21 protein-coding genes and 1 riboswitch are annotated in these 26,308 nt (G+C 69.4%); of the genes, 10 read left to right on the top strand and 11 right to left on the bottom strand.

Features of this window, described 5'->3' with window-relative positions:
- Window position 1: 1 nt before the first annotated feature.
- A complete protein-coding gene (gene fadD6 / locus AC0KTM_RS04255) occupies window positions 2-1,780 on the bottom strand; it encodes a long-chain-acyl-CoA synthetase FadD6 (RefSeq protein WP_225330165.1) in 1,779 nt (592 codons plus the stop codon).
- A 75-nt stretch (window positions 1,781-1,855) separates the two neighbouring features.
- Window positions 1,856-2,419 (bottom strand): TIGR00730 family Rossman fold protein, encoded by a 564-nt coding sequence (locus AC0KTM_RS04250; protein ID WP_238958127.1) that lies wholly within the window; start codon window positions 2,417-2,419, stop codon window positions 1,856-1,858.
- 86 nt (window positions 2,420-2,505) lie between these two features.
- On the opposite strand from AC0KTM_RS04250, the gene AC0KTM_RS04245 reads away from it, so the two are divergent.
- The gene (locus AC0KTM_RS04245; protein WP_472415033.1) at window positions 2,506-4,623 is read left to right on the top strand and encodes an AAA family ATPase; all 2,118 of its coding nucleotides are present in this window, start codon (window positions 2,506-2,508) and stop codon (window positions 4,621-4,623) included.
- Here the strand turns inward: AC0KTM_RS04245 and dapE are convergent.
- The 3 genes from dapE to AC0KTM_RS04230 all read right to left on the bottom strand — a co-directional run bounded on the left by dapE (window position 4,620) and on the right by AC0KTM_RS04230 (window position 7,954).
- Window positions 4,620-5,684: a succinyl-diaminopimelate desuccinylase gene (gene dapE / locus AC0KTM_RS04240; RefSeq protein WP_238958130.1), complete on the bottom strand. Its 1,065-nt coding sequence runs from the start codon at window positions 5,682-5,684 to the stop codon at window positions 4,620-4,622. The two genes, AC0KTM_RS04245 and dapE, sit on opposite strands and share 4 nt — an antisense overlap.
- Window positions 5,685-5,943: 259 nt before the next feature.
- Window positions 5,944-7,104, bottom strand: coding sequence for a PPE family protein (locus AC0KTM_RS04235; protein WP_225330212.1), 1,161 nt, complete (start codon window positions 7,102-7,104; stop codon window positions 5,944-5,946).
- A gap of 37 nt (window positions 7,105-7,141) precedes the next feature.
- Entirely contained in the window at window positions 7,142-7,954 is an 813-nt protein-coding gene (locus AC0KTM_RS04230) for a PPE family protein, SVP subgroup (RefSeq protein ID WP_225330211.1), read from the bottom strand.
- 305 nt (window positions 7,955-8,259) lie between these two features.
- Here AC0KTM_RS04230 and dapD point away from each other — a divergent pair, with 305 nt between their 5' ends.
- Window positions 8,260-9,213 (top strand): 2,3,4,5-tetrahydropyridine-2,6-dicarboxylate N-succinyltransferase, encoded by a 954-nt coding sequence (gene dapD, locus AC0KTM_RS04225; protein WP_225330216.1) that lies wholly within the window; start codon window positions 8,260-8,262, stop codon window positions 9,211-9,213.
- Here dapD and AC0KTM_RS04220 read toward each other — a convergent pair.
- The 4 genes from AC0KTM_RS04220 to AC0KTM_RS04205 all read right to left on the bottom strand — a co-directional run bounded on the left by AC0KTM_RS04220 (window position 9,210) and on the right by AC0KTM_RS04205 (window position 14,550).
- Entirely contained in the window at window positions 9,210-10,475 is a 1,266-nt protein-coding gene (locus AC0KTM_RS04220; RefSeq protein WP_225330215.1) for an MFS transporter, read from the bottom strand. The two genes, dapD and AC0KTM_RS04220, sit on opposite strands and share 4 nt — an antisense overlap.
- Before the next feature lie 163 nt (window positions 10,476-10,638).
- Entirely contained in the window at window positions 10,639-12,054 is a 1,416-nt protein-coding gene (locus AC0KTM_RS04215) for an acyl-CoA synthetase (RefSeq protein WP_225330210.1), read from the bottom strand.
- Window positions 12,055-12,081: 27 nt separating this feature from the next.
- On the bottom strand, window positions 12,082-12,990 hold the full coding sequence (locus AC0KTM_RS04210; protein WP_225330209.1) for an alpha/beta fold hydrolase: 909 nt from the start codon (window positions 12,988-12,990) through the stop codon (window positions 12,082-12,084).
- Window positions 12,991-13,089: 99 nt separating this feature from the next.
- Window positions 13,090-14,550 (bottom strand): aldehyde dehydrogenase family protein, encoded by a 1,461-nt coding sequence (locus tag AC0KTM_RS04205; RefSeq protein WP_238958133.1) that lies wholly within the window; start codon window positions 14,548-14,550, stop codon window positions 13,090-13,092.
- 198 nt (window positions 14,551-14,748) lie between these two features.
- Between AC0KTM_RS04205 and AC0KTM_RS04200 the strand changes: the two genes are divergently transcribed.
- The 5 genes from AC0KTM_RS04200 to AC0KTM_RS04180 are packed head-to-tail and all read left to right on the top strand — an operon-like array spanning window position 14,749 to window position 17,972.
- Entirely contained in the window at window positions 14,749-15,294 is a 546-nt protein-coding gene (locus AC0KTM_RS04200; protein WP_225330207.1) for an FAS1-like dehydratase domain-containing protein, read from the top strand.
- Complete coding sequence (locus AC0KTM_RS04195) at window positions 15,294-15,734, top strand: Zn-ribbon domain-containing OB-fold protein (RefSeq protein ID WP_238958134.1); 441 nt, start codon at window positions 15,294-15,296, stop codon at window positions 15,732-15,734. Before AC0KTM_RS04200 ends, AC0KTM_RS04195 begins: the two co-directional genes overlap by 1 nt.
- Complete coding sequence (locus AC0KTM_RS04190) at window positions 15,731-16,180, top strand: MaoC family dehydratase (RefSeq protein ID WP_225330205.1); 450 nt, start codon at window positions 15,731-15,733, stop codon at window positions 16,178-16,180. The genes AC0KTM_RS04195 and AC0KTM_RS04190 overlap by 4 nt, the downstream gene beginning before the upstream one ends.
- Window positions 16,177-17,346, top strand: coding sequence for a lipid-transfer protein (locus tag AC0KTM_RS04185; RefSeq protein ID WP_225330204.1), 1,170 nt, complete (start codon window positions 16,177-16,179; stop codon window positions 17,344-17,346). The genes AC0KTM_RS04190 and AC0KTM_RS04185 overlap by 4 nt, the downstream gene beginning before the upstream one ends.
- Window positions 17,347-17,360: 14 nt before the next feature.
- Window positions 17,361-17,972 carry a TetR/AcrR family transcriptional regulator gene (locus AC0KTM_RS04180; RefSeq protein WP_225330203.1) on the top strand — a complete coding sequence of 204 codons (612 nt, stop codon included), beginning with the start codon at window positions 17,361-17,363 and terminating at the stop codon, window positions 17,970-17,972.
- A gap of 196 nt (window positions 17,973-18,168) precedes the next feature.
- Here AC0KTM_RS04180 and AC0KTM_RS04175 read toward each other — a convergent pair whose 3' ends face one another.
- Together AC0KTM_RS04175 and pruA are read right to left on the bottom strand one after the other, a co-directional pair.
- Entirely contained in the window at window positions 18,169-19,128 is a 960-nt protein-coding gene (locus AC0KTM_RS04175) for a proline dehydrogenase family protein (RefSeq protein ID WP_472415031.1), read from the bottom strand.
- The gene (pruA, locus tag AC0KTM_RS04170; RefSeq protein WP_472415030.1) at window positions 19,128-20,768 is read right to left on the bottom strand and encodes an L-glutamate gamma-semialdehyde dehydrogenase; all 1,641 of its coding nucleotides are present in this window, start codon (window positions 20,766-20,768) and stop codon (window positions 19,128-19,130) included. Before pruA ends, AC0KTM_RS04175 begins: the two co-directional genes overlap by 1 nt.
- 83 nt (window positions 20,769-20,851) lie before the next feature.
- Between pruA and AC0KTM_RS04165 the strand changes: the two genes are divergently transcribed.
- From AC0KTM_RS04165 to fadD21, 3 genes are all read left to right on the top strand, one after another.
- Window positions 20,852-22,447: a PucR family transcriptional regulator gene (locus AC0KTM_RS04165; RefSeq protein WP_472415027.1), complete on the top strand. Its 1,596-nt coding sequence runs from the start codon at window positions 20,852-20,854 to the stop codon at window positions 22,445-22,447.
- A gap of 55 nt (window positions 22,448-22,502) precedes the next feature.
- A riboswitch (cobalamin riboswitch) is annotated at window positions 22,503-22,684 on the top strand.
- A 120-nt stretch (window positions 22,685-22,804) separates the two neighbouring features.
- A complete protein-coding gene (locus AC0KTM_RS04160; RefSeq protein ID WP_472415025.1) occupies window positions 22,805-24,475 on the top strand; it encodes a PPE domain-containing protein in 1,671 nt (556 codons plus the stop codon).
- 94 nt (window positions 24,476-24,569) lie between these two features.
- A complete protein-coding gene (gene fadD21, locus AC0KTM_RS04155) occupies window positions 24,570-26,306 on the top strand; it encodes a fatty-acid--AMP ligase FAAL21/FadD21 (protein ID WP_472415023.1) in 1,737 nt (578 codons plus the stop codon).
- Window positions 26,307-26,308 lie beyond the last annotated feature (2 nt).

Here is a 26,308-nt window from a genome sequence, read left to right as displayed (position 1 = left end):
CCTACGGGCGTTTACCCTCGGCGACCTCGTCGGGGTACTCGTCGTAGAACGGCACGTAGCCGTCGTCGCGTCCGGCCAGCACGTACAGCGGGTCGGCCACGTCGGGGCCGTAGGCCTGCTCGCGCAGCTCCACCTTGCGGCTCTTGAAGGTCGTGGTCTGCTCGATCGACTCGACCACCCGCACGAACAACGGCAGCGCGTAGCCGGGCAGCTGCTCGTAGACGGCACGGGCCAACGACCGCCCGTCGAACTCGGCGCCGTCGCGCAGCTTGACCGCCGCCATCCCGGCGCGACCACCCGTGCGCGGCACCTCGACCCCGAAGACCGTGCAGTCCTCGACGGACTCGTCGGATGCCAGTGCCGCCTCGACCTGGGTGGTGGCCACGTTCTCGCCCTTCCAGCGGAAGGTGTCGCCGAGCCGGTCGACGAACGCGGCATGGCCCAGACCCTGCGGGCTCATCACGTCGCCCGTGTTGAACCAGCAGTCGCCCTCACGAAAAGCGTTGCGCACCAACTTCTTTTCGCTGGATTCCGGGTCGGTGTAGCCGTCGAAGGGCTGCAGCCGGTTGACCGGGGTGAGCAACAGGCCCGGCTCCCCGGCCGGCACCCGGCGCACGCGCCCGTCGTCGCCGCGCAGCGGGGCGCCGGTGTCCGGGTCGTACTCGACGTAGGCCAACGGCAGCGGAAAAACACCGGTGGAGCGGGGCACGTTGAAGACGTTGATGAACGCGGCGTTGCCCTCGCTGGAGGCGTAGAACTCGCAGACGCGCGCGATCCCGAATCGTTTGGTGAACTCGTCCCAGATCTCCGGGCGCAGCCCGTTGCCGGCGATCACCCGCACCTTGTGCGCCCGGTCGGTCGGCTTGGCCGGTTGGTTGAGCAGGTACCTGCACACCTCGCCGATGTAGATGAAGGCCGTGGCGTCGTTGGCGATCACCTCGTCCCAGAACTTCGACGCCGAGAAGGACTTGCCCAGCGCCAGCGTCGCCCCCGAGTTGATCACCGACGACAACGCGACCGTCAGCGCGTTGTTGTGATACAGCGGCAGGCAGCAGTAGAGGGTATCCGCGCTCTTGAGCCGCAGCCCGATGCCGCCGAACGCCGCGAGCGCCTTCAGCCACCGCAGGTGCGTCATGACGCTGGCCTTGGGGAAACCGGTTGTGCCCGAGGTGAAGATGTAGAACGCGGTGTCCCGGGCGTGCACGGCCGACGCCGACGCCGGGTTGGTGGCCGGGGCGCTCGCCGCGAACCGCTCCAGGTCTTCGACGGTCAGCGTCTGGGTGCCGCCCGAGCCCCCGCACTCCGCCACGGCGCTGACCAGATCGGTCTCGGCGATGAGCACCTTGGCTTCCAGCAGGCCGAGGCTGTGCGCGAGCACATCGCCGCGCTGGTGGTAGTTGAGCATGCCGGCGACCGCGCCGCACTTGACCGCGGCCAGCATGGCCAGCACGGCGTTGGGCGAGTTACGCAGCATGATGGCGACGACGTCGCCGTGGCCGACGCCGCGCGAGGCCAGCACCGCGGCGTACCGGTTGGCGGCCGCGTTGGCGTCGCGGTAGGTCAGTTGCTGGTCGCCGAACCGCAAGAAGATCCGGTCGCCGTAACGGGCGGCCCGCTCCTGGAACACCGTGCCGATCGATTTCTTGGAGCCCGGCTGGGCCAGCAGCCCGGTCAGCGCCCCGCGCGCGATCACCGGCAGGTCGGCCAGCACGGCCGGCACCCGAGATGCGATGTCGGTCAGTTTGACCGCCGTGCGCGCTCCCCCGTCACGATCGGACACGTGATCCCCTCGATTCGTTTCCAAAAAGTCAAGCTCGGCGGACAGCCTAGTAGGGGCTGGGACCGGCCGGCGGGCTCAGCCGGGCGCGCACGCGTCCAGCGCGGCGCTCACCTTGTCGACCAGCACCAATCGGTCCATCGCCGCCTGGGAGACGTAACCGCTGTCCAGCAATCCGCACAACCACATCCACAGCCCTTCGTAGTGACCCACGGGGTCGAGCAGGACGATGGGTTTGTCGTGGAGGCCGAGGTAGGCCGTCGTCCAGGTGTCGAGCAACTCGTCGAGGGTGCCGATGCCGCCCGGCAGCGCGATGAACGCGTCGGCGCGGTCCTCCATGATCTGCTTGCGCTCATGCAGGGTGTCGCTCACGATCAGCTCGGCGGCGTCCGCGTCGGCGATCTCGCGGCGCATCAAGACCTGGGGGATGACGCCGACGGTGCGGCCGCCGCGGGCCCGCGCCGCGCTCGCCACCGCGCCCATCGCCGAAACACGGCCACCGCCCCACACCAGCGTCCAGCCCCGCTCCGCGATCGCCTCGCCGAGTTCCGCAGCGACACCGAGCAATTCGGGATGCTGCGGACCCGACGCGCAGTACACACACACCGCCCACTCGCGGGCTGAATCGCGTTCCCCGGGCATATCCGCCAAAGGTAGACCAAGCGCAATAGCCCGTCATATCTGGGGCTTTCGCCTTGCCGACGGCCCGTGCGCCATAAAATCCGGCAGTGCCGATTCGATGGAACGTCCCCCAACATGCGACGGCCTCAGAGCGGCTGGATGGCGCCTTGGCCGACGGGGGTCGGGGAGCGGTGGTGTTGGGACCCGACGGTGTCGGCAAATCCACCTTGGCCCGCGTGGCCGCCGAGCACTTCGCCGGTCAGCACCCCGAGACCCTCGTCCGCTGGGTCACCGGCACCCCGACCGAACGCGCGGTCCCGTTCGGGGCCTTCAGCCACCTGGTGCAGATCGCCGACATCGGCAAGCCGGCCGCGCTGCTGCGGGCCGCCCGCGTCTCGCTGGGCGGCGAGGACCTGCTGCTCGTCGTCGACGATGCCCAACATCTGGACGTGCTGTCGGCGACGCTGGTCTACCAGCTGGCGCGGGCCGGCGCGGCGCGGCTGATCGTCACCGCCCGCGCCGAGTCCTCCCCCGACGCGATCGCCGCGCTGTGGACCGACGGCCTGCTCGACCGGATCGACATCGAGCCGCCCGGCGGCACGACGGCGCCCGCTGAGGTCGACACCTTCCTCGCCGAACTGCCCGCGCCGGCGCGGTCGGTGCTGGAGTATCTCGCCGTCTGCGAGCCGCTGTCGCTCACCGATCTGACCGTGCTGGCCGGCGACGGCGCGGTGGCCGAGGCGGTCAAGTGGGGTGCGGCCGAGACCCGGGTGCGGGGCGGGGCCTCCGAGGACCCGGTCGTCTATGCGGCCCACCCGCTGTTCGCCGAGCGGGCGCGCGCCGCGCTCGACCCCGACGACGCGCGCCAACGACGCACCGAGCTGGTCGAACTGATGTCGCAGCGCCCGTCGGACCATCTCAGCGACCGGCTGCGGCTGGTGTCGTTGGCGCTGGACAGCGACGCGCTCCCGCGGCCGGCCGACGTCGTCGCCGCCGCGCAGCAGGCGCTGCGCCTGGGTGACCTGACGCTGGGCGAGCGGCTGGCCCGCTCAGCGCTGGAGCGCTCCGGCGGTCTGGCGGCGCGGCTCGCGCTGGCCCACGCGGTGGCGTGGCAGGGCCGTGGCCGCGAGGCCGATGCGGTGCTGGCCGACGTCGACTCCACCGGGTTGACCGAAGCCGCGCTGATGGACTGGGCGCTGCTGCGGGCGGCGAACCAGTTCTGGATGCTCAGCGAGCCGGAGCGCGCGACGGCTTTCCTGCGGACCGTGCGTAACCGCGTCGCGGAGGCCGGCCCGCGGACCACCCTCGACGCGCTGAGCGCAACCTTCGCGATGAACGCGGGCAATGTCGGGCACGCGGTCAAGGTCGCGGACGAAGTGCTCACCTCGGCGTCGGCCGATGACCAGGCGGTGGCCTGGGCCGGGAGCGCGGCCGCGTTGTGCGCGGCGCGGCAGGGCCGGTTCGGTGACGTCGAGCCGTTGGCGCAGCGCGCCTTGGGTGCCGAGCATCCCGGGCTGCTGCGCTTCACCATCGGGCTGGCCCAGACGACCACGCTGCTGTTGGCGGGACGGCTCGACGAGGCCCGCCAGCTCGCCCGGCAGTTCACCGACTTCGCCGAACTGCAGCAGCCCGGCCGCGCGATCGGCGAGGTGCTGCTGGCGCATGTGTTGTTGACCGAAGGCGAATTCTCGTCTGCGGCAGCACTATTGATTCCGGCGACCGCCACCCTGGAACGCACCGGCTATTCGTGGGGGCCGCTGTCGCTGACGTTGCTGGCCACCGCGCTGTCCCAACTGGGCGATACCGCGGCCGCGGCAAAAGCGTTGAGCAGGGCCGAATCCCGGCACGGAACCAAGTCGGCGTTGTTCGCGCCCGAGCTCGGGGTGGCGCGGGCATGGCGGCTGGCGTTGATGCGCGACGCGCACGGCGCGGTGGCCGCCGCTCGCGACGCCGCCCGCACGGCCGAGCGCGGCGGCCAGCGGGCCGTGGCGGTGCGCATCTGGCACGAGGCCGTGCGGCTGGGCGATAGCCGGGCCGCCGATCCGTTGGCCCGGCTCTGCGACGAGATCGATTGTGTCGTAGGCAGAATCGCGTTGGCCCACGCCCGCGCGCTCACCGCCGGTGATGCCGCGGCGTTGCGGGCGGTGTCGGACGAGCTGACGTCGATCGGGATGCACGCGGCCGCCGCCGACGCCGCCGCGCAGGCACGGCGGTGTGGCGCCTAGCCGCTCAGGTAGCGGCGCAGCATGTCCACCGCGGCGGTGATGTTGTCGACCGCCACGCGTTCGTCGCGCCGGTGCGCCAAATTCGGGTCGCCGGGGCCGAAGTTGACCGCCGGTATGCCCAGCGCGGCGAACCGGGCGACGTCGGTCCAGCCGTACTTGGCCCGCACGTTGCCGCCCGCCGCCTCGACCAGGGCCTTGGCGGCCGGTTGGGACAGCCCCGGCATCGCCCCGGCCGCCGCGTCGGTCTGTTCGATGTGCACGTCCAGCCCGGCGAGCACGTCGTGCACGTGTTGCAGCGCGTCGGGCACCGACCTGTCCGGGGCGAAGCGGAAGTTGACCGTCACCGCGGCCGCGTCGGGAATGACGTTGCCCGCCACTCCGCCGTCGATGCGCACCGCGGACAGGCCCTCACGGTACGTGCAGCCGTCGATGTCGACGCTGCGTGCCTGATACGCGGCCAGCCGCTCGAGTACGGCACCCAGTTTGTGAATGGCGTTGTCCCCCAACCAGGATCGCGCCGAGTGGGCGCGGGTCCCGGTGGCGCTGACGACCACGCGCAGGGTGCCCTGGCAGCCGGCTTCGATGTAGCCGCCGGTCGGCTCGCCCAGAATGGCCACGTCGGCGGCCAGCCAGTCCGGCAGCTCCCGTTCGATGCGACCCAAACCGTTTGCCGCGGCGTCGATTTCCTCGCAGTCGTACATCACCAGCGTCAGATCGTGCACGGGTTCGGCGACGGTGGCGGCGAGGTGGAGGAAGACGGCGTCCCCGGATTTCATGTCGGCGGTGCCGCAGCCGTGCAGCTCGCCGCCCTCGCGACGGCTGGGCAGGTTCCCGGCCACCGGGACGGTGTCCAGGTGGCCGGCCAGCAGCACCCGCGACGGACGCTGGTGCCGGGTTCGCGCCAGCACGGCGTTGCCGTTGCGGACGATTTCGAAGCCGGAGGTCTGCGCGCGCAGCGCGGCCTCGACCTCGTCCGCCAGGCGCGCTTCGTTTCTCGATTCGCTGGGGATGTCGACCAGCGCCGCGGTCAGCGCGATCGGATCGCCGCGTAAGTCCAGCACGGTCTCAGGGTAGTGGCGATCGCAAGCGCGGCGGAGCCGGGCGCAGCGGGTCGCCACCATCTGACCCAGTGGCGATCGCAAGCGCGGCGGAGCCGGGCGCAGCGGGTCGCCACCATCTGACCCAGTGGCGATCGCAAGCGCGGCGGAGCCGGGCGCAGCGGGTCGCCACCATCTGACCCAGTGGCGATCGCAAGCGCGGCGGAGCCGGGCGCAGCGGGTCGCCACCATCTAGGTAGTGCGTCGCCAATGGCGACTCGCTTTACACGAGCAACCGCGTGGGCATCACCGTCGGCTTGACCCCGTAGCGCGGGCCCATGCCGTAGCCGCCGCGCCCGGCCGAGGCGACCGCCGGCATGCCCGTCGCCCACGTCGTGCGCGGCTCTTCGACCGGCGCGGTCCACCCCGAACTCACGGGCGTCGCGGCAGCAGGCGCGGGCGTGGCCGCGGACCACGCGGCGGGCGTCGACAGCCCGCCGACCGGTGAGGCCGAAGCCATGCTCGCCAGCACCGGCGCGGCGCCGACGCCCGCGGTGCTCGCCGGTGCCGCCGCGCCCACCAACATGCCGCCGCCGACCGCGCCCGCCACATCGCCGGCCGTGCCGGTGGCCGCCGCCACGTCGAGGGTGTGGTTGTAGAGGATGTTGGACACCATGGTGTTGAACACGTTCCAGGAGACCACGTCGAAACCGGCGTTGCCGACGTTGTTCACCACCGGGTTGCCGAGGAAGCTGTCCAGCCCGCTCAGGGCCGACGGAGGGTCGGCCAGCGGGGCGGCAAACGTCCGCACCGCGTTGGGCGCGTTGGCGACGGTCTGCTGGAGGCCGCTCGTCTGCGCGCCCGTGGCCGCGGCCTGGGAGACGGCCGCGGCCTGCGCCCCAAGCCCGCCCGGGTTGTTCGTCGGCGCCGGCGAGGTCAATGGGCTCAGCTTGGCCGCGGCCGCCGACGCCGCCGCATAGCCGTACATGGCGGCGGCATCCTGGGACCACATTTCGCCGTACTGCGCCTCGGTGGCCGCGATGGCCGCGGTGTTCTGACCCAAGACGTTCGTCGCGACCAGGGCCGCGAGTTGGGCTCTGTTCGCCGCGATCAGCGGGGGTGGCACCGTCATCGCGAAGGCCGCCTCATAGGCCGCCGCCGACGCCATGGCCTGGGAGGCCGCCTGCTGCAGCTGGGCGGCGGTGGTGTGCATCCACGTGATGTATGGCTCGACCGCGGTGGCCATCGCGGACGAGGAAGGCCCGATCCACTCCTCGCCGGTTAGGTTCGAGATCGCCGACTGGCTGGCCGAGGCCGTCGTACTCAATTCGTCGGCGAGGCTGCTGAAGGCCGCCGCGGCGGCCATCATCGGCGCGGCCCCCGCCCCGGTGTACATGCGGCGGGAGTTGATCTCGGGGGGAAGTGCTCCAAAGTCGAAAGACATTGCGTCGCTCCTATTCTCGGTTGTTGTTCGTGGGGTGCTAGATGGCCGGTTTGGGCATCACGGTCGGCTTGACCCCGTAGCGCGGCGCGCCGAGGCCATAGCCGCCGCGTCCGCTCGTGGCCATCGACGGCAGGCCGCCCGGGACGGTGGTCACCGGCGCGGCCTGCGGGGCGGCGCTGGTGAAGCCCGCGCCGACCAGTTGCGCCGGGGTCGCATTCACCGACGGGACACCACCGGCCGCCCAGCTGGGCGGCACCGACAACGCGCCGATCGCAGGCCCGCGGCCCATGCTCGCCAGCACCGGCGCGGCACCCACTGCGGCGGGGGCCGCAGGCGCGGGCGCTGACGCCGAGGTGAGCCCGGGAGTGAAGTTGGGAATCCCTGCGGCGCCGGTGACGGGGGCGAATTGCCCCTCCCCCAAGGTGATGAAGTCCGACGCGGCTGCACCGACGTTCTGACCCCACCCGATCCCGGTCCCGAGGGTGGTGCTTCCCGCGGGCGGGGGGTCGGCCGCCGCGGCCTGTCCGGCGGCAAACGGCGACAACGACGAGGCGGCGGTCGTCACCCGGTTCGCGGTTTCGGTCTCGCCATAGGAACCGGCGCTGGTATCCAGGTTGTTCACCATCGTCTGGTGGATCGCCTTCGCCTGGGCGCTGACCTGCTGATACCAGGCGCCGTAGGCGGAAAACTGCGCGGCCTGCAGCGCGGACACTTCGTCGGCCGCCGCCGGAGCGATGCTCGTGGTGGGCGCCGCGGCGGCGGCGTTTTGGGCGTCCATTGAGGAGCCGAGCGCTTCGAGCATGCTCGCCGCGGCCATCAGCGCCTCGGGCCGTGTGGTGACAAAGGACATGGTGTTCTCCTTCTCTAAACGAGCCGGTCCCTTGCGGACCCGCGCCGGTGGCTCTCCACCAGGCCCAGGACGTGACCAGCCGATGCCCGGGAGCGAGGTACCCCGAAACGGCCCAGTTCACTCGGTTGACCTGGCAAGACGGCGGCCTCGAAACGCACACTGCAGCGACCGCGCAGCGAGGACCTCCGAATCACGTTGCGCGGGCCAGCTTTTCACAGGCGGCGGCGCACTCGGCCCATTTCACGACCCCCGGGGCGTCGTCGCCCGCAGGGCGGGCGGACCGGTGAAGCGGGCCGGCAAGTAACCTGACCGCCGTGACTGGAGCTGCAGGTATCGGGCTGGCAACGCTGGCCGCCGACGGATCGATCCTCGACACGTGGTTTCCCGCACCGGAACTGACCGAATCGGGCACCGGGGCGACGTCGCGGCTGGCGCTGTCCGACGTTCCCCCCGAACTGACGGCGCTGATCGGCCGGGACGACGACCGCGGCACCGAGACCGTCGCCGTGCGCACGGTCATCGGCTCACTGGACGACGTGGCCGCCGACGCCTACGACGCCTACCTGCGGCTGCATCTGCTTTCGCACCGGTTGGTGGCGCCGCATGGGCTGAACGCCGGCGGCTTGTTCGGGGTATTAACCAATGTCGTCTGGACTAACCGCGGGCCCTGCGCCGTCGAGGGGTTCGAGGCCGTGCGGGCCCGGCTGCGCCGCCACGGACCGGTGATGGTCTACGGCGTCGACAAGTTCCCGCGGATGGTCGACTACGTGTTGCCGACCGGGGTGCGCATCGCCGACGCCGACCGGGTGCGGCTCGGCGCCCACCTGGCCCCGGGAACCACGGTGATGCACGAAGGCTTCGTCAACTACAACGCCGGCACGCTGGGAGCGTCGATGGTGGAGGGCCGCATCTCGGCCGGCGTGGTGGTGGGCGACGGCTCCGATGTGGGCGGCGGAGCCTCGATCATGGGCACGCTGTCCGGCGGTGGCACCGAGGTCATTTCGATCGGCAAGCGTTGCCTGCTCGGCGCCAATGCCGGCCTGGGCATCTCACTGGGCGACGACTGCGTGGTGGAAGCCGGCCTCTATGTCACCGCGGGCACCAAGGTCATCACGCCCGAGGGCAAAGAGATGAAGGCGCGCGAGTTCTCCGGCGGCAACAACCTGTTGTTCCGGCGCAATTCGCTGAGCGGGGCCGTCGAGGTGGTGGCCCGCGGCGGCCAGGGCATCGCCCTCAACGAGGACCTGCACGCCAACTAACCGACTCCGAGCGCCGTGCCGTTGGTTTCGGGCAGCAGGTAGGTGCACACCAGGCTGACCGCTGTGAGGGCGGCCAACATGAATCCGATCGCCCAGCTGCCGTATGTCGCCTGCAGGGTCCCGGCGATCAGCGGCGGCGCCGCGCTACCGACGATGCCGGCGAGGTTTTGCGCCAGCGCCGTTCCGCTGTAGCGGTAGCGGGTGGCGAACAGTTCGGGGATGAATGCCGCCGTCGGGCCGGAGCCGATCGCCGCGGCCGTGCACATGCCGACGATCGCCACCGCGTACCCCACGGGCTTGCCGGTGTTCAGCAACGGCATCACCAGAAACGACCACAGCAGACAACAGCTCCACCCCACCAGCATGATGCGGCGACGCCCGAGCCGGTCGCACAGAGTGGCCGATACCGCCATGAACGCCATGCTCGCGACCCCGCACAGCGCGCCGACGAACCAGATGAAGTTGCGCGAATACCCCAGGTGCGAGTGCGCGTACATCGCCAGATAGGTGTGGGCCATGTAGATGAACCCCAACGCGCCGAGGATGCTGCCCGCGGCCAGCGCGATCTCACGGCGTTGCAGCCGCAGCAGCTCCGCGAGCGGGGTTTTGGGTATCAGCTCACGCGCCTTCTCCTCCGCGAACACCGGGGTCTCCTCGATGTTCAGGCGCACGTACAGCGCGAGCCCGACCAACACCGCGCTGAGCAGGAACGGCACCCGCCATCCCCACTGCAGAAACGCCGGACTGCCTTCGCCGATGGTGAGGTTCACCCCCAGAAAGGTTGCACTGCTCAGCACGGCGGCGATGCCACCGCCCATCAAGGTGAACACGCCGTACCGGCCGCGCCGGTCGTCGGGCGCGTATTCGGCGCTCAGCAACGCCGAACCCGCCCATTCGCCGCCGACGGCGAACCCCTGCAGCAGCCGAAGCGCGACCAAGATCAGCGGCGCCGCGGCACCGATCACCCCCGAGCTGGGGACCAGGCCGACGCACACCGTTGACACGCCCATGATCAGCAGCGTGGCGACCAGGGTCTTCTTGCGGCCCAGCCGATCCCCGAAGTATCCGAACACGGCCGCGCCGAGGGGCCGGGACAAAAAAGCCGTCGCGAACGTCCCCATCGAGGCGATCGTGGCGCCGGAGGGGCTCAGGTGCGGGAAGAACACCATCGGGAACACCAGTGCCGCCGCGGTCCCGTAGATCATGAAGTCGTAGAACTCGATCGCCGAGCCCACCAGGCAGGCGACCGCGATCCGCCTCATCGGCGTGGGCCCGGTTACGACGGTCGCGGCGGCGCCGGCCGGGGGTAGGTTCCGTCCTTGCACTTTTACGACGGTACCTGCCGCCGGTTGGACTGCGGGCGTAACGGGACTGCGAAGAATCGAGCTGAAATTCGCGGTGTGGTGACGGGCCCACGCACCGCGCTCAGCCGTCGGACAGCAGCTGCTTTTTGAGGACCTTGCCCATGGCGTTGCGGGGTAGCGCGTCGACGACGCGGACCTCGCGCGGGCGCTTGTGCACCGAAAGTTGTTGCGCGACATAGTCGATCAGTTCGTCGCCGTTGGCGGATCCGACGACGTACGCGACGATGCGCTGCCCCAGGTCCGCATCGGGCATCCCGACCACCGCGGCCTCCTGCACGCCCGGATGTCCGAGCAGCACGGTCTCGATCTCGCCCGCACCGATGCGGTAGCCGCCGGACTTGATCAGGTCGACCGACTCGCGACCCACGATGCGGTGCATCCCCCCGCCGTCGATGACCGCGACGTCACCGGTGCGGTACCAGCCGTCGGCGTCGAACGCCTCGGCGGTGGCGTCCGGCCGGTTCAGGTAGCCGTCGAACATCATCGGACCGCGAACGTGGAGCTTCCCGACGGTTTCGCCGTCGTGCGGCACCGTACCGCCGTCGTCGTCGAGCACCCGCGTCTGCACGCCGGTGAGCGGCAGGCCCACCCACCCCGGGCGCCGCTCGCCGTCGGCCCGCGTCGAAATGGTGATCAGCGATTCCGAGGCGCCGTAGCGTTCGACGGGCTGATGTCCGGTGAGTGCGGCCAACCGGTCGAACACCGGCACCGGCAGCGGTGCGCTTCCGGAGACCAGCAGCCGCGCCGGGCCCAGCGCCCGGGCGGCCGCCTCGTCCGCCCCCACCCGCGACCACACGGTGGGCACGCCGAAAAACAGCGTGCCGCCGAAGTCGGTGCGGGCCGCGGCGTAGCCCGCCGGCGTCGGTTTCCCGGTGTGGATGAAGCGATTCCCGACCCGCAGTGAGCCGAGCAGGCCCAGCACCAGGCCGTGCACGTGGAAGAGCGGCAGGCCGTGCACCAACACGTCGTCGGCCGTCCATTGCCAGGCTTGCGCCAGCGCGTCCAGGTCGGCGGCGATCGCGCGCCGGCTCAGCACCACCCCCTTGGGCAGCCCGGTGGTGCCCGAGGTGTAGATGATCATCGCGGTGGCGTCGGGCGAGGGCTCGGGGTAGCGGTGCCAGGAGCGGGCGTGCAGGCGCACCGGGATGTGCGGGAGCCCTTCGGGCTCGTCGGGGACCGGCCCGAGCCACGCTTGCGCCGCGGAGTCGGTGAGCATATGCCGGCGCTCGGCGGTGCCCACGTCGGCGGGCACCGGGACGAAAGGCACCCCGGCGATCAGGCACCCGGTGACCGACAGCACCGTCTCGGCGGTTGGGGCGGCCAGGATGGCGACCCGGCCCGCGCCGCCCACCCGCTCGGCCACCGAGGTGGCGGCACCGACCAGGTCGCTGCGGCTGAGCACCGAGCCGTCGATGCGGACCGCGTCGGCAATATCGGTGGCGGTAACGGCCGAGGGATTCAACGACGCCAGCAGCACGTCAGCAGGCTACCCGGCGTAGAGGTATCAGCTTTTCTCGTCCCAGATCTTCATCAGGGTGGACAAGATCTCCTCGCCGCGGCCCAGCCCGCCGAGGTGGCTTTCGCCCGGGAGCACGATCAGCTCGCAGTCGGGCAGCCTGGACACGACGTGCTCGCCGTGGGCGAAGGGGACGATGTGGTCGCTGTCGCCGTGCCACCAGCGCACCGGGACCTTGACCTCGTCGAGCCGGAATCCCCAGTCCCGCGTGAACAGGATGATGTCGTTGAACGGGGCCGCCAGCTGCTTGCGGCTGCCGTTGAGCAGGTCGTCGAGGAACATGGCCCCGAACTCGGGGCGGGTCAGCAGGCGCCGGTCGCCCTCGGGCGATATCGCGGCATACAGATACAGGGCGGGATTGGCGACCGGGCGGATCGCCCGGACCACCAGGCTCGCACCGATCCGCAGCGGGTCACCGCCCAGCCGCAGCAGGGGCGCCAACCGCTTGCCCAGGTTCATCAGGCCGCTGGTGATCCCCTCGTCGCCGACGAAGGGCGCGACGCCGCCGAGGATTCCGGCCGCGACGACCCGGTCGGACAGCACCGCGGCCGACGCGAGCGCGTACGGACCGCCGCCGGACAGGCCGATGACGGCCATATTGTCGATGCCGAGCGTGTCCGCGATGGTCCGCAGGTCGTCGGCGAACGCCCGGATGTTCTCGTAGCGATGGGGTGTCGACGAGCCGATCCCGGGCCGGTCCAGCCCGATCAGCCGGATCTTGTGGTTTTCGGCGTAGAGGCGGGCTTCGGTGGGAATCTGGCGACGCGCGCCGGGGGTGCCGTGCAGCCAGAAGACCGCGCGGCCCTGGGGATCACCGAATTCGGCGAAGCCGATCTGGCGGTCTTCGCCGACGGCGACGTTTCCTTCGAGCTTGGGGCGGGCGATCTCGATGGCCATGTCAGCAGCTTGGCACGGGACGCGCGCTTTACCAAAGGCGCTTCGGGCCGGTGCCGAACGGGCTCCGGGGTGGGGCGCTGCCGGACTTCTGCCACGTCGTCACGCGGGAACCCCGATGGCCATCGGCTCCATGTACTGGTGTAGCCCGCCGATTCCGCCGCCCTCGCGGCCCAGGCCGCTGAGTTTGAAGCCGCCGAACGGCGCGCCGCCCGGACCGCAGCCGTTGACCGCGATCTGTCCGGTACGGATGCGGCGTGCGACGCCGACGGCGCGGTCGACGTCGCCGCCCCACACCGCCCCGGAGAGCCCGTATTGCGAATTGTTCGCGATGGCCACCGCGTCGTCGTCGTCGCGGTAGCGCAGCACCGTCAGCACCGGACCGAACACTTCCTCTTGCGCGATAGTCGAATTCGGCTCCACGTCGGACAGAATCGTCGGCTCGAAGTAGAACCCCACGTCCAGGCCGGCCGGACGGCCACCGCCGGTCACCAGCTTCGCCCCGTCGTCGAGCGCACCGGCGACGTGCGCCTCGACCCGGTCCCGCTGCGCCGCGCTGATCAGTGGGCCCATCTGCACGTCGGGATCGGCGGGATCGCCCACCTTGACCTCACGCGCCAACGCGGCGAGCCGATCGACGACATCGTCGTGCAGCGAATCGGGCAGCAGCAGCCGGCTGTGCAGGATGCAGGCCTGTCCGGCGTGCAGCGAACAGCAGTCGAACAGCATCTGCTGCAGCATCTCGTCGGTGACTTGCGCGTCGTCCAGGACGATGCTGGCGGACTTGCCGCCGAGCTCGAGCAGGATCCGCTTCATCGTGTCGCCGGCGGCGGACATGACCTGTCGGCCGATCACCGAGCTGCCGGTGAAGCTCACCATGTCGATCCGCGGATCGGTGGTCAGCAGCTTGGCCGCGTCAACCCCGGAAGGCGTGACGACGTTGACCACCCCCGGCGGGATGTCGGTGTGTTCGTCGATGATCCGCGCGAGCGCCAGCCCGGCCAGCGGTGTCAGCGGCGAGGGCTTGAGCACGACGGTATTGCCCGCTGCCAGAGCATGATTGAGCTTCATCACGTTGAGACAGTGCGGGAAGTTCCACGGCGTCAGCACCGATACAACACCCAGCGGCGCATGACGCAACAAGGTGGTTCCGGCGCCCATCCCGGTGACCTCTTGGTCGGTCAACTGGGTGGCCAGCTGAGCGGCGTGCATCGACATGAACCCGGCGCCGTCGATCTGCATGATGCGCTCATTAGCAACGCAGCCCCATTCCACCTGGGACAGCGCGAAGAAGTCGTCGGCGTGTTTGCTCAGCGCCTCACCCAGCTGGTTGAGACACCCGGCGCGCTGCTCGGCGCTCATGGTGCGCCAGGGTCCGCTGTCGAAGGCGCGGCGCGCGGCGGCGATCGCCTCACCTACCTGGGCGACGCTGGCGTCGGGCGCGGTGGCGATCACGGCCTCGGTGGACGGAGAAATGTCCTCATACCGGCCGTCTTGCGGCTCGACCCAGTTGCCGTCGATGTAGAGCCGATAGGACTGAACGAGAGCGGGCAAATCGGCCATGTGTTTCCTCCGGTCATCTGATCACTTGGTGTACCCGCACCAGCGGCCGCCGTCAATCGTCATTTGCGCGAATTCCGGAGCTCCTCGCGCACTTTGCTGTTGTATTGACAGCATGCGACGCCGCAGAGTACACACATCTCGCGAGACAGATCGCGCCAATCTGTCGGATCAAGGTGTCCTGCGAGAGGGGCTTGCTACGTGACCGACTCAGAATCCGTCAGCGCCAAGGTGCGGGCCCTCGTCGGGCAGCCGACCGGCGGCACCGGAAAGCCGTCGCTGGCACCGGACCCGGTGAACCAGCCGATGATCCGGCACTGGGCGTACGCGATGGCCGACATGAACCCGGTATATCTCGACCCCGAGTTCGCGGCCTCGTCCCGGTTCGGCGGCATCGTGTCGCCACCGGTGATGCTGCAGACGTGGACAATGCCGTCGCCGATACTGGAGGGAATCGGTGAGCGGGGCGGGGCGCCGATCGAGATCAAAAGCAACCCAACCGAATTCCTCGACGAGGCCGGCTACACCAGCACGGTGGCGACCAATTCGGAGTTCGAGATCGAACGTTACCCGCGACTGGGCGACGAGATCAGCGCGACGACGGTCTACGAATCGGTCTCGGACGAGAAGAAGACGGCGCTGGGCACCGGCTTCTTTCTGACCTGGCTGACCACCTACACCGACCAGAACGGCGAAGTGCTGGGCCGGCAGCGATTCCGGGTGCTGCGATTCAGGCCGGCGAATTGATGGCGGCCCGTCTGGCGCCGGCGATCACCCCGGACACCGAATTCTTCTGGAATGGCTTGCGGGAGAACAAGCTCCTGATCCAGCGTTGCGGTGGCTGCGGGCAGCTCCGCCATCCGCCCCGGCCGATGTGCCCGCACTGCCGTTCGCTCGAGTGGGACACGATCGAGGCCTCCGGCCTCGGCACGGTGTACAGCTACGTGATGCCACACGAACCCAAGTTTCCGTTCTTCGACTATCCCTACGTCGTCGCGCTGGTGGAACTCGAGGAAGGGGTCCGGCTGGTGTCCAACCTGACCGGCGTGGATCCCTCCGGCATCACACCCGGATTGGCCGTGGAGGTCTATTACCAGGTCTTCGATGACGGCCTCGTGCTACACCAGTTTCGGCCCCGCGGTCAGTCAGTTCGCCTTGACGCGACGTATTCGGAGGGACACGCATGACGACCACCGCGAACCGCACTTTGCAATGGCGAGACATTTCGGTCGGTGACGAGGTCACGCCCCTCGAAATCCCCATCACCACAACGATGATCGTTGCCGGCGCGATCGCCACCCGTGACTTCATGCCGGTGCATCACGACCGCGACTACGCCAAGCAGCAGGGTTCGCCCAACCTGTTCATGAACATCCTGACCACCAACGGCTATTGCGTGCGCTTCCTCACCGACTGGGCGGGGCCCGAGGCGATGGTGAAGAAATTGTCGATCCGCCTGGGCGTGCCCTGTTTTCCCGACGACCCGTTGCGGTTCACCGGCAGCGTCACCGGCAAGAGTGAAGGCTCGGGCGGCGAGAATTTCGTCGAGGTGACCTTCGCGGGCGCCAACAGCCTGGGCGACCACGTCTCCGGCACGGCGGTGCTCAGCCTGCTCGACGGTCCGGACGCATGAGCCGGACGTTGCCGGGCGCCGCGGCCATCGTCGGGATCGGTCAGACCGAGTTCTCCAAGGAATCCGGGCGCAGCGAACTGCAATTGGCGTGCGAGGCGGTCAGCGCGGCGCTGGACGACGCCGGCCTGACGCCCGCCGACGTCGACGGCATGGTCACGTTCACCATGGATTCCAGCGACGAGATCGACATCGCGCGCAACGTGGGCATCGGCGATCTGAGTTTCTTTTCGCGCGTGCACCATGGCGGGGGCGCCGCCGCCGGGACCGTGGTGCACGCGGCGATGGCGGTCGCCACGGGTGTGGCCGACGTGGTGGTGTGCTGGCGTGCCTTCAACGAACGTTCCGGGTTCCGGTTCGGCGGCAGCGGGCGCAGCATGGCCGAAACCCCGTTGTTCATGGCGCATTACGCGCCGTTCGGATTGCTCACTCCCGCCGCCTGGGTTGCGATGCACGCCCAGCGCTACATGTCGACGTACGGGGTCACCAACGAGGACTTCGGCAGGATCGCGGTCGTCGATCGTGCGCACGCGGCGAAGAATCCCGACGCCTGGTTCTACGAGCGTCCGATCACGTTGGAAGATCACCAGAATTCGCGCTGGATCGTGGAACCGGTGCTGCGACTGCTGGATTGCTGCCAGGAAAGCGACGGCGGTGTCGCGCTCGTCATCACCAGCGCCGAACGCGCCCGCGATCTGCCGCAGCCCCCGGCCGTCATCACCGCGGCCGCGCAGGGCGCGGCCTACAACGGCGAGATGATGACGAGCTACTACCGCGACGACATCACCGGGCTTCCGGAGATGGGGGTGGTGGCCCGGCAGCTGTGGCGCGATTCCGGACTCAAGCCGCAGGACATCCAAACCGCCTTCATCTACGATCACTTCACGCCGTTCGTGTTCACCCAGCTCGAGGAGCTCGGCTTCTGCGGGCGCGGCGAGGCCAAGGACTTCGCGACCGTCGAACGGCTTTCGCTGGGTGGAGATTTCCCGATCAACACCAACGGAGGCCTGTTGGGCGAGGCATACATCCACGGCATGAACGGCATCACCGAAGGGGTGCGCCAGGTGCGGGGCACCTCGCACAATCAGGTCGATAACGTCGAGCACGTGTTGGTCACCTCCGGAACCGGTGTGCCCACCAGTGGGCTGATCCTCGCCCCGGCGGGATGAGGGGCGTTGGTCCCGTGACGACTCAACCGGCCCAGGCCGCCGATACCCGCGAGCTCATCGTCGTCTCGGCGTTCACGTGCTTCGGCAAGCAGGGATTGGACAAGGCGACGATCGTCGACATCGCCAAGCAGGCAGGGGTATCCCGCAGCACCATCTACGAATACTTCAGCGACAAGGCCGCGATCGTCGAGGCATGCGCCGAGCACGCGTCCGAGCGTTTCTACCGCGAGATGTCCAAGGCGATGGACCGCGGCAGCAGCCTCGAGGAAAAGCTTTCTTCCGCGGCGGTTTTCGTCACCCAGGCGCGACGAGTCATCGCTTCCGAGAAGTACTTTGACGAAGATGCGATCAGCCTGCTGCTGACCAAGGACGCCGCCGTGCTGCTGCGCGAATGCGTCGAGTTCTTCGCCCCCTACCTGTCGGCCGCCAGGCTCACGGGTGAGGTGCGCAAGGATCTCGACGTCGAGGCCGCCGGTGAGTGGTTCGCGCGCATCCTGTTCTCGCTCTTCAGCACGCCGTCCTCGACCCTGGATATGGACGATCCCGAGGTGGCGGCGGAGTTCGTCCGCGCGCATGTGGTGCGCGGCTTCGCCAGCGATCGCCCGCGGCCCCGCCGCGCTCAGTGACGGCGTTGCGTGTGAATCCTGGGCTTTGCGTGTGAATCGTCGGCGTTGCGTGTGAATCCTGGGCTTTGCGTGTGAATCGTCGGCGTTGCGTGTGAATCCTGGGCGGGGATCGTCGGCGTGTCGCCGCCGTACGCGCACACCGAAAGCCCACGATTCACACTGAAAGCCGTGATCGCACACTCGACGCGACGCGTGCTCAACGCCCGACCAAAGCCCGCAAGAAGAACGTCAGGTTGGCGGGACGCTCGGCCAGTCGGCGCATGAAGTACCCATACCACTGCGTGCCGAACGGCAGATACACGCGCACGTGGTTCCCGGCCGCGGTGAGGTGTCGCTGCTCGTCGTCGCGGATGCCGTAGAGCATCTGGTATTCGAATTCCCCGGCGCCACAGCCCGATTCGCGGGCAAGGGTGCCGGCCGCGTTGATCACAGCCGGGTCGTGGGAGGCCACCATCGGATAACCCGAGCCGGCCATCAGCACCCGCAGGCAACGCAGGTACGCCTCCGTCACCTCGGCGGGCTCGCGATATGCCACCGACGTGGGCTCGTCGTAGGCACCCTTGCACAGCCGGACCCGGGCGCCAGAGGCGGCGAACGCTTCGCAATCACCCGGCGTGCGCCGCAGGTACGCCTGCAAAGCCACGCCCAGCCAAGGAAAGTCGGCCCGCAGATCGCGCACGATGGACAGCGTCGACTCGGTGGTGGTGTGGTTCTCGGCGTCCACCGTCACCCACACGCCCGCGCGCCGGGCGGCGTCGCAGATCGACCACCCGTTCTCCCGCGCGATCTTGGGCCCGTCGCGCTCCACCGCCTGCCCCAGCGCCGACAACTTGACCGAGACTTCCAGCGGCCGCGTGACATCTCCCCCGGCGTCGAGTCGGCCCAACTGCTCGATCAGGTCCAGGTAGGTCCGCACCGCCGCGTCGGCGTCGTCGGCGCTCAGAACGTCCTCGCCCAGATAGTCGACGCTGACGAACAGCGCCGACGAGCGAAGCGTCGCAACGCGATCCAGCGCGGATTCGATCGTCTCCCCGGGGACGAAGCGGCGCACCACGCGACGGGTGACCGGCAACCGCTCGGCGGCGCGTCGCGCTACCTCGCTTCGGCCGGCCGCCAGGATCACCGGGCGCAGGGTGCTCGCGAACAGTCCGGCCATCAGTCGGCACCCATGTGCGGATAGGTGTGCTCGGTCGCCGGGACGAACGTCTCCTTGATGGTGCGCGCCGACGTCCAGCGCAACAGGTTCAGCATCGATCCGGCCTTGTCGTTGGTGCCCGAGCCACGCGAGCCCCCGAACGGCTGACGCCCGACGACCGCGCCGGTCGGCTTGTCGTTGATATAGAAATTCCCGGCGGCAAACCGCAGCCGGTGCTGGGCCGTCAGCACCGCGTCCCGGTCATCGGCGATGACCGCGCCGGTCAGCGCGTACCGAGAACCGCGGTCGACGACGTCGAGGATCCTCTCGTAATCGGCGTCGGGGTACACGTGCACCGACAGCAGCGGGCCGAAGTATTCGGTCGAAAACGACTCATCGGCCGGATCATCGGACAGCAATACGGTGGGGCGCACGAAATACCCTTCGTGGTCGTCGTATTCGCCGCCGACGGCGATGGTGATGTGGGGCGCGCCCTTCGCCCGCTCGATGGCGGCGACGTTCTTGGTGAAGGCGCGCCGGTCGATCAGCGCGCCGCCGAAGTTGGTGAGGTCGGTGACGTCGCCGTAACGCAGCGCGGCCGTCTTCCCCAGGAAGTCGTCACCCATCCGCCGCCACACCGACTGCGGGATGAAGGCCCGCGACGCCGCCGAGCATTTCTGCCCCTGGTAGTCGAAGGCCCCGCGAATCAAGGCCGTGCACAACACATCCGGTCGCGCGGACGCGTGCGCAACCACGAAGTCCTTGCCGCCGGTCTCGCCGACCAGGCGCGGATAGCTGTGGTAGTGACCGATATTCGTGCCGACCTGATACCACAGCCGCTGGAAGGTGGCCGTCGACCCGGTGAAGTGGATGCCGGCCAGCCGCCGGTCGGCCAGCGCCACATCGGAAACCGCGAAGCCGTCGCCGGCCACCAGGTTGATCACCCCGGGCGGCAGGCCGGCGGCCTCGAGCAGCTGCATGGTCAGATAGGCCGACAACGTCTGGGTGATCGAGGGCTTCCAGACCACCGTGTTGCCCATCAGCGCCGGCGCGGTCGGCAGGTTGCCGGCGATGGAGGTGAAGTTGAACGGCGTGATCGCGTACACGAAGCCGTCGAGCGGGCGGTACTCGCTGCGGTTCCACTCCCCCGGCCCGCTGATGGGTTGCTGCGCCAGGATCTGTTGCGCGAAGCCAACATTGAATCGCCAGAAGTCGATCTGCTCGCACGGCGAGTCGATCTCGGCCTGATAGGCGGACTTGGATTGGCCGAGCATCGTCGCGGCGGCGATTTTCTCCCGCCACGGCCCGGCCAGCAGGTCGGCGGCGCGCAGGAACACCGCCGCCCGCTCGTCGAACGGCATCGCCGCCCAGCCGCTTTTCGCGGCCATCGCGGCGTCGATCGCCGCCGTCGCGTCGGCGTGCACGGCGTTGGTCAGGGTGCCCAGCTTCGCGGCGTGCCGGTGCGGCTGGACGACATCAATGCGCTCACCGTCGCCCATCCGGTGGTCGCCGCCGATGACGTGCGGCAGGTCGATCGGATGATCGGCCTGCGCGGCCAGTTCGGCGCGCAGCCGGGCGCGTTCCGGGGAGTGCGGCGCGTAGTCGTGCACCGGCTCGTTTGCCGGCGTCGGCACCTCAGAAAATCCAGTGATGGCGTCCATAACGCCAGGGTCCTCGCGGCGACCACGCATGGAGTTAGCCAATCGGACAAGACAGAACTGGTTTCATAGTAAAATCGCACAACATGGCCGGTGTGGGGCTGGGTCAGCTGTTGCTCGCGCTGGACGCGACCCTCGTCAGCCTCGCCGACGCCCCCCGGGGGCTGGACCTCCCGGTGGGTTCGGCCGCGCTGATCGACTCCGACGACGTGCGCCTGGGTCTCGCGGCCGCGGCGGGCGCCGCGGACGTCTTCTTCCTGTTGGGGGTCGCCGACGACGAGGCGAGGCGATGGATGGGCAGGCAGGCGCGCGAGCGCGTGCCGGTGGCCGTCTTCGTCAAACAGCCCTCGCCCGCGCTGGTGACCACGGCCGTCGCGGCGGGCTCGGCGGTGGTGGCCGTCGATCCGCGCGCCCGGTGGGAACGCCTCTACCAATTGGTCAACCACGTCCTCGAGCACCACGGCGACCGCGCCGACGCGCTGGACGACTCGGGCACCGACTTGTTCGGGCTGGCGCAGTCGCTCGCCGAGCGCATCCACGGCATGGTCAGCATCGAGGACGCGCAATCCCATGTCTTGGCCTACTCGGCCTCCAACGACGAAGCCGACGAGTTGCGCCGCCTTTCCATCCTGGGCAGGGCCGGCCCGCCCGAGCATCTGGAGTGGATCGGCAAATGGGGCATCTTCGATGCGTTGCGATCGGGCACCGAGGTGGTGCGCGTCGACGAGCGCCCCGAGCTGGGCCTGCGCCCGCGGCTGGCCATCGGGATCCACCGGCCCGCGACCGACGCCCGGCGTCCGCCGGTGTTCGCCGGAACCATCTGGGTGCAGCAAGGCTCGCAGCCGCTGGCCGACGACGCCGAGGAGATGTTGCGCGGCGCCGCCGTGCTGGCCGCCCGCATCATGTGGCGGCTGGCGGCCCGCCCGTCCACCCATGCCCGGCGGGTCCAGCAATTGCTGGGCCTGGCGGACGAACCCGCCGACGCGACGGCCATCGCCCGCGAACTCGGCCTGGCCACCGACACCACCGCGGCCCTGATCGGATGGGACGCCGCCGACAGTTCGGCCGGTCATGCTCGGCTGGCCGACATCATCGCGTTGAGCGCCAGCGCTTTCCGGCGTGACGCCCAGGTGGCCTCGAACGGTTCGCGAACGTACGTGCTGCTTCCCCAGACCCAGCCCCAGACCCAGAACCGGTCGGTCACCTCCTGGGTGCGCGGCACCATCGGCGCCATGCGCGCCGAGCTCGGGGTGCAGCTGCGGGCGGCCATCGCGGCGCCGGTCGCGGGCCTGGCCGAGGCCACCGCCGCGCGCATCGAGGTGGATCGGGTGCTGGACTGCGCTGGGCGCCACCCCATTTCGTTCGGACAGGTGACGTCGCTGGCCGAAGCGCGCACCGCCGTCCTGGTCGACGAAATCGTGACCCTGGTCGGCAGCGACGAGCGCCTGATCGATCCGCGGATCGTGCGGCTGGGCGAAGACGATCCGGTGCTGGCGGAAACGCTGCGGACCTACCTGGACGCCTTCGGCGACATCGCCGCGGCCGCGCACGCGTTGCAGGTTCATCCGAATACGGTTCGCTACCGCGTGCGGCGGATCGAGAAGCTGCTGTCGACCTCGCTGGCCGATCCCGAGGTCCGGCTGCTGTTCTCGCTGGGGCTACGGATCCTGGAACGGCGCTAACGCCGGTACCCGGCGGTCCTCACCGACCGCCGCCGGACGATTTGGCGACATTTGCTCCCAGGGGATGCAACAATGTCACCCCGTAAGGTGATGACGACGCAGGAAGCCGGTGCGAATCCGGCGCGGTCCCGCCACTGTCATCGGGGAGCGAACCTCAACGGCCACGGCTGAAAAGCTGGAAGGCGAGGCGAGCGGCGATCCGAGAGCCAGGACACTCACGTCATCGCGTACTGCGACCCGGGGCGGGTGTACCCCGAGAGAGCTGTCAGCGTCCATGTTTCCTCCGGCATGGGTGGCCGTCGACGCCGCCACTGCGGCGCCGTGCTGCCGCGCCCACACGACTACCGGCGGCCAGCGATGACCGCCCCGATCTGGATGGCCTCCCCTCCAGAGGTGCATTCAACGCTGCTCAGCAGCGGTCCGGGTCCCGGCCCGCTGCTGGCCGCCGCGGCGACCTGGAGCTCGTTGAGCGTGGAATACGCGGAGTCGGCCGACGAGCTGGCCGCGCTGCTGGGCGCCGCGCAGTCCGGCAGCTGGGACGGCCCGACGGCCGCGGCGTACGTGGCCGCGCACGCGCCCTACCTGGCGTGGCTGGCGCAGGCCAGCGCGCACAGCGCGACCATGGCCGCCCAGCAGGACATCGCCGCCACCGCCTACACCGTGGCGCTGGCGGCCATGCCGACGATGCCCGAACTGGCCGCCAATCACGCCACCCACGCCGTATTGACGGCGACGAATTTCTTTGGCATCAACACCATTCCGATCGCGGTGAACGAAGCCGACTACGCGCGGATGTGGGTTCAGGCGGCCACCGTGATGAGCACGTATGAGGGCGTCGCGACCGCCTCGGTGGCCACCGCGCCGCCGGCCGAGCCAGCTCCCGAGGTCATGAAGGCCACCGCGCTGGCCGCCACGGCCGAGCAGTCGTCGTCGTATCCCCCCGACACGCAGAACCAGTGGATGGACTGGCTGGAGAAGACCGGGTTCGTCGACTTCTACAACCGCTACATCCAGCCGTTGATCGACCAGCTGATGAACAACCCGTTCTTCCAGTCCATGTTCTCCGGTTTCGACCCGTGGCTGCCGTCACTCGGCAACCCGTTGAGCTTCCTGAACCCGTTCAACATCGCCTTCGCCCTGGGCTATCCGATGGACTTCGGTTCGTACTTCGCCTATCTCGGGCAAATGTTCAGCTTCGTCGCGGCGGATCTCGCGGCGGCGTTCGCCTCGGGAAACCCAGCGACGATCGCGTGGACCATCCTGTTCACCACCATCGAAGTGATCGGCACGATCATCACCGACACCATCGCGCTGATCAAGACATTGCTCGAGCAGATGATCGTGCTGATCCCGCTCATCGTGCCGCTGTTGACCGTCGCCGTGGTGCCGCTGGTCGTCCCCACCCTGGTCGGGGGCTTGGCGGGCCTGACGGGCCTGGCCGGGCTGCACGCCATCCCGATCGTGCCGCTCATCCCGGCCCCGGCGCTCGTCCCCGTCGCGCTGGCGCCCACCCCGCCTCCCACACCGGCCCCGGCGCCGGCTCCCGCGCCGACGCCCGCCTCCGCGCCCGCCACGGCACCCGCGCCGCCCGCGCCCGGGGCCCCACCACCGACGCCGGCGGGACCGCCGGCGGCCGCGATGCAAAGTCTGGGCTACATGGTCGGTGGCCTGGCCGCGGATGCGCGCAGGGCCGCGAGCACCAGCGCCCGCGCGCGGAGGGCGGCAGCGGCGCGCGCCGCCGAGGCCGAGGCGGTGGCACTGCCGGAAGAAGAGGAGACGAAGAAGCGCCGGCAGCGGGTCAGGGCCACCCAACTCGGCCGCGGGTACGAATACATGGACCTCGAGCCGGCGACGACGGCCTCGGACCGGCCCGCCCCCGCGATGGGGTTCGCCGGAACCATCCCCACGAAGACCGCCACCGCACCGGCGGGATTGAGCGCGCTCGTCGTCGACGAGTTCGACGACGGCCCCCGCACGCCGATGGTGCCGGGAACCTGGGATGCCGACCCGACGGGACCGAAACCCTAAGCGGCATAGACTGTTTGGGCCGCGACGGTTTCTCGGGCCCCGGGCCTCGCACGACCGTCGTACGCGAAAAAGCCGAAGCGGTAACCTAGCCCGCATGCAACATTCGTCGGTCGTCTCCCTGCTGCGGGAACGCGCCGGTCTGCAGCCCGACGATGTGGCCTTTCGCTATACCGATTACGAGCAGGACTGGGCGGGCGTCACCGAATCGCTGACGTGGGTCCAGCTGTATCGGCGGACCCTGAACGTCGCGCACGAGATCAAGCGGCACGGCAGCAGCGGGGACCGGGCCGTGATCCTTGCCCCCCAAGGCCTCTCCTACATCGTGGCGTTCCTCGGCGCGATGCAGGCCGGGCTGATCGCGGTTCCGCTGTTGGTTCCGCAGCCCGGTACGCGCGATGAGCGGGTCAGTGCCGTGCTGGCCGACACCGGCCCGACCGTCGTCCTCACCACCTGCGCGGCGGCCGCGGCCATTGGCGATTATCTGCACCAACCGGACGGAGCAACCCCGGCCATCATCGAGGTCGATTCCCTGGGCCTCGACGATCCGAATCCGTCGAGCATCCCAATCGGGGGCGCCCCGAGCGTCGCGTACCTGCAGTACACGTCGGGCTCGACTCGTCTTCCGGCCGGAGTCATGGTCTCGCACCGGAACCTGCACGTGAATTTCCAGCAGCTGATGGCCGCCTACTTCCCGGACTTCGCTGGCGTGGCCCCGCGCGACAGCGTGTGCGTGTCGTGGCTGCCCTTCTACCACGACATGGGCCTGATGCAAGGCGTCATCGCCCCCATCCTGGGCGGCTACCCCGGTGATCTGACGAGCCCGGTTGCCTTCCTGCAGCGGCCCGCGCGGTGGATCCAAGCGATGGCCCAAGCCGATCCGGTGTTTTCGGCCGCGCCGAACTTCGCCTTCGAGCTGGCCGCGCGCAAGACGACGGATGCGGACATGACCGGACTCGACCTCGGCAACATCATCAGCATCGTGAGCGGCGCCGAACGAATCCATCCCGCCACGCTCGACCGGTTCTGTAAGCAGTTCGCCCCGTATAACTTTCGCGAAGACATGATGCAACCCTCCTACGGCCTGGCGGAGGCGACCGTCTACGTGGCCAGCCGCGCGCAGACCGGCGCCCCGAAAGTCGTTCACTTCGAGCCGGAGCGGCTGTCGGAGGGCAACGCCCAGCCGTGCTCACCGGGGACCGGCTCGCCGTTGCTGAGCTACGGGACGCCGCAATCGCCGACGGTACGAATCGTCGACCCCGACACCAGCACACAGTGCCCGGACGGGACCGTCGGTGAAATCTGGGTCAACGGCGACAACGTGGCCGACGGCTACTGGCAAAAGCCGGAGGAAACGCGGCGCACCTTCTGCGCGGTCCTGGCCGATCCGGCGCCGGGTACCCCCGAGGGGCCGTGGCTGCGCACCGGTGACCTCGGCTTCGTCTGTGACGGCGAGATGTTCATCGTGGGCAGGATGAAGGATTTGCTGATTGTCTACGGGCGCAACCACTATCCCGAGGACATCGAGTCGACGGTGCAGGCGATCACCGGGGGCCGCGTCGCGGCGATCTCGGTTCCGGTGGACGAGACCGAGAAATTGGTGACCATCATCGAACTGAAACACCGCGGTGGCTCCGGCCAGGACGCGCTACACACCCTCGACGCCGTCAAGAACGATGTCACCGCCGCGATTTCGAACTCGCACGGGCTCAACGTCGCCGACCTGGTACTGGTGCCACCGGGATCGATTCCCACCACGACGAGCGGCAAGATCCGGCGGGCCGCCTGCGTCGAGCAGTACCGACGGCAACAGTTCGCCCGGTTAGACGCCTGAAC

This window comes from Mycobacterium sp. NTMscope_Eco_3 (assembly GCF_976985685.1).
This window is presented reverse-complemented; position numbering and strand designations above follow the sequence as displayed.

Coding starts and splice junctions, on each gene's coding strand:
- AC0KTM_RS04250 (WP_238958127.1), bottom strand. CDS start 2,419: ATGCCCGGGGAACGCGATTCAGCCCGCGAGTGGGCGGTGTGTGTGTAC.
- AC0KTM_RS04235 (WP_225330212.1), bottom strand. CDS start 7,104: ATGTCTTTCGACTTTGGAGCACTTCCCCCCGAGATCAACTCCCGCCGC.
- AC0KTM_RS04230 (WP_225330211.1), bottom strand. CDS start 7,954: ATGTCCTTTGTCACCACACGGCCCGAGGCGCTGATGGCCGCGGCGAGC.
- AC0KTM_RS04220 (WP_225330215.1), bottom strand. CDS start 10,475: ATGAGGCGGATCGCGGTCGCCTGCCTGGTGGGCTCGGCGATCGAGTTC.
- AC0KTM_RS04210 (WP_225330209.1), bottom strand. CDS start 12,990: ATGGCCATCGAGATCGCCCGCCCCAAGCTCGAAGGAAACGTCGCCGTC.
- AC0KTM_RS04205 (WP_238958133.1), bottom strand. CDS start 14,550: ATGGCCGATTTGCCCGCTCTCGTTCAGTCCTATCGGCTCTACATCGAC.
- AC0KTM_RS04195 (WP_238958134.1), top strand. CDS start 15,294: ATGGCGGCCCGTCTGGCGCCGGCGATCACCCCGGACACCGAATTCTTC.
- AC0KTM_RS04190 (WP_225330205.1), top strand. CDS start 15,731: ATGACGACCACCGCGAACCGCACTTTGCAATGGCGAGACATTTCGGTC.
- AC0KTM_RS04185 (WP_225330204.1), top strand. CDS start 16,177: ATGAGCCGGACGTTGCCGGGCGCCGCGGCCATCGTCGGGATCGGTCAG.
- AC0KTM_RS04175 (WP_472415031.1), bottom strand. CDS start 19,128: ATGGCCGGACTGTTCGCGAGCACCCTGCGCCCGGTGATCCTGGCGGCC.
- pruA (WP_472415030.1), bottom strand. CDS start 20,768: ATGGACGCCATCACTGGATTTTCTGAGGTGCCGACGCCGGCAAACGAG.
- AC0KTM_RS04165 (WP_472415027.1), top strand. CDS start 20,852: ATGGCCGGTGTGGGGCTGGGTCAGCTGTTGCTCGCGCTGGACGCGACC.
- AC0KTM_RS04160 (WP_472415025.1), top strand. CDS start 22,805: ATGACCGCCCCGATCTGGATGGCCTCCCCTCCAGAGGTGCATTCAACG.
- fadD21 (WP_472415023.1), top strand. CDS start 24,570: ATGCAACATTCGTCGGTCGTCTCCCTGCTGCGGGAACGCGCCGGTCTG.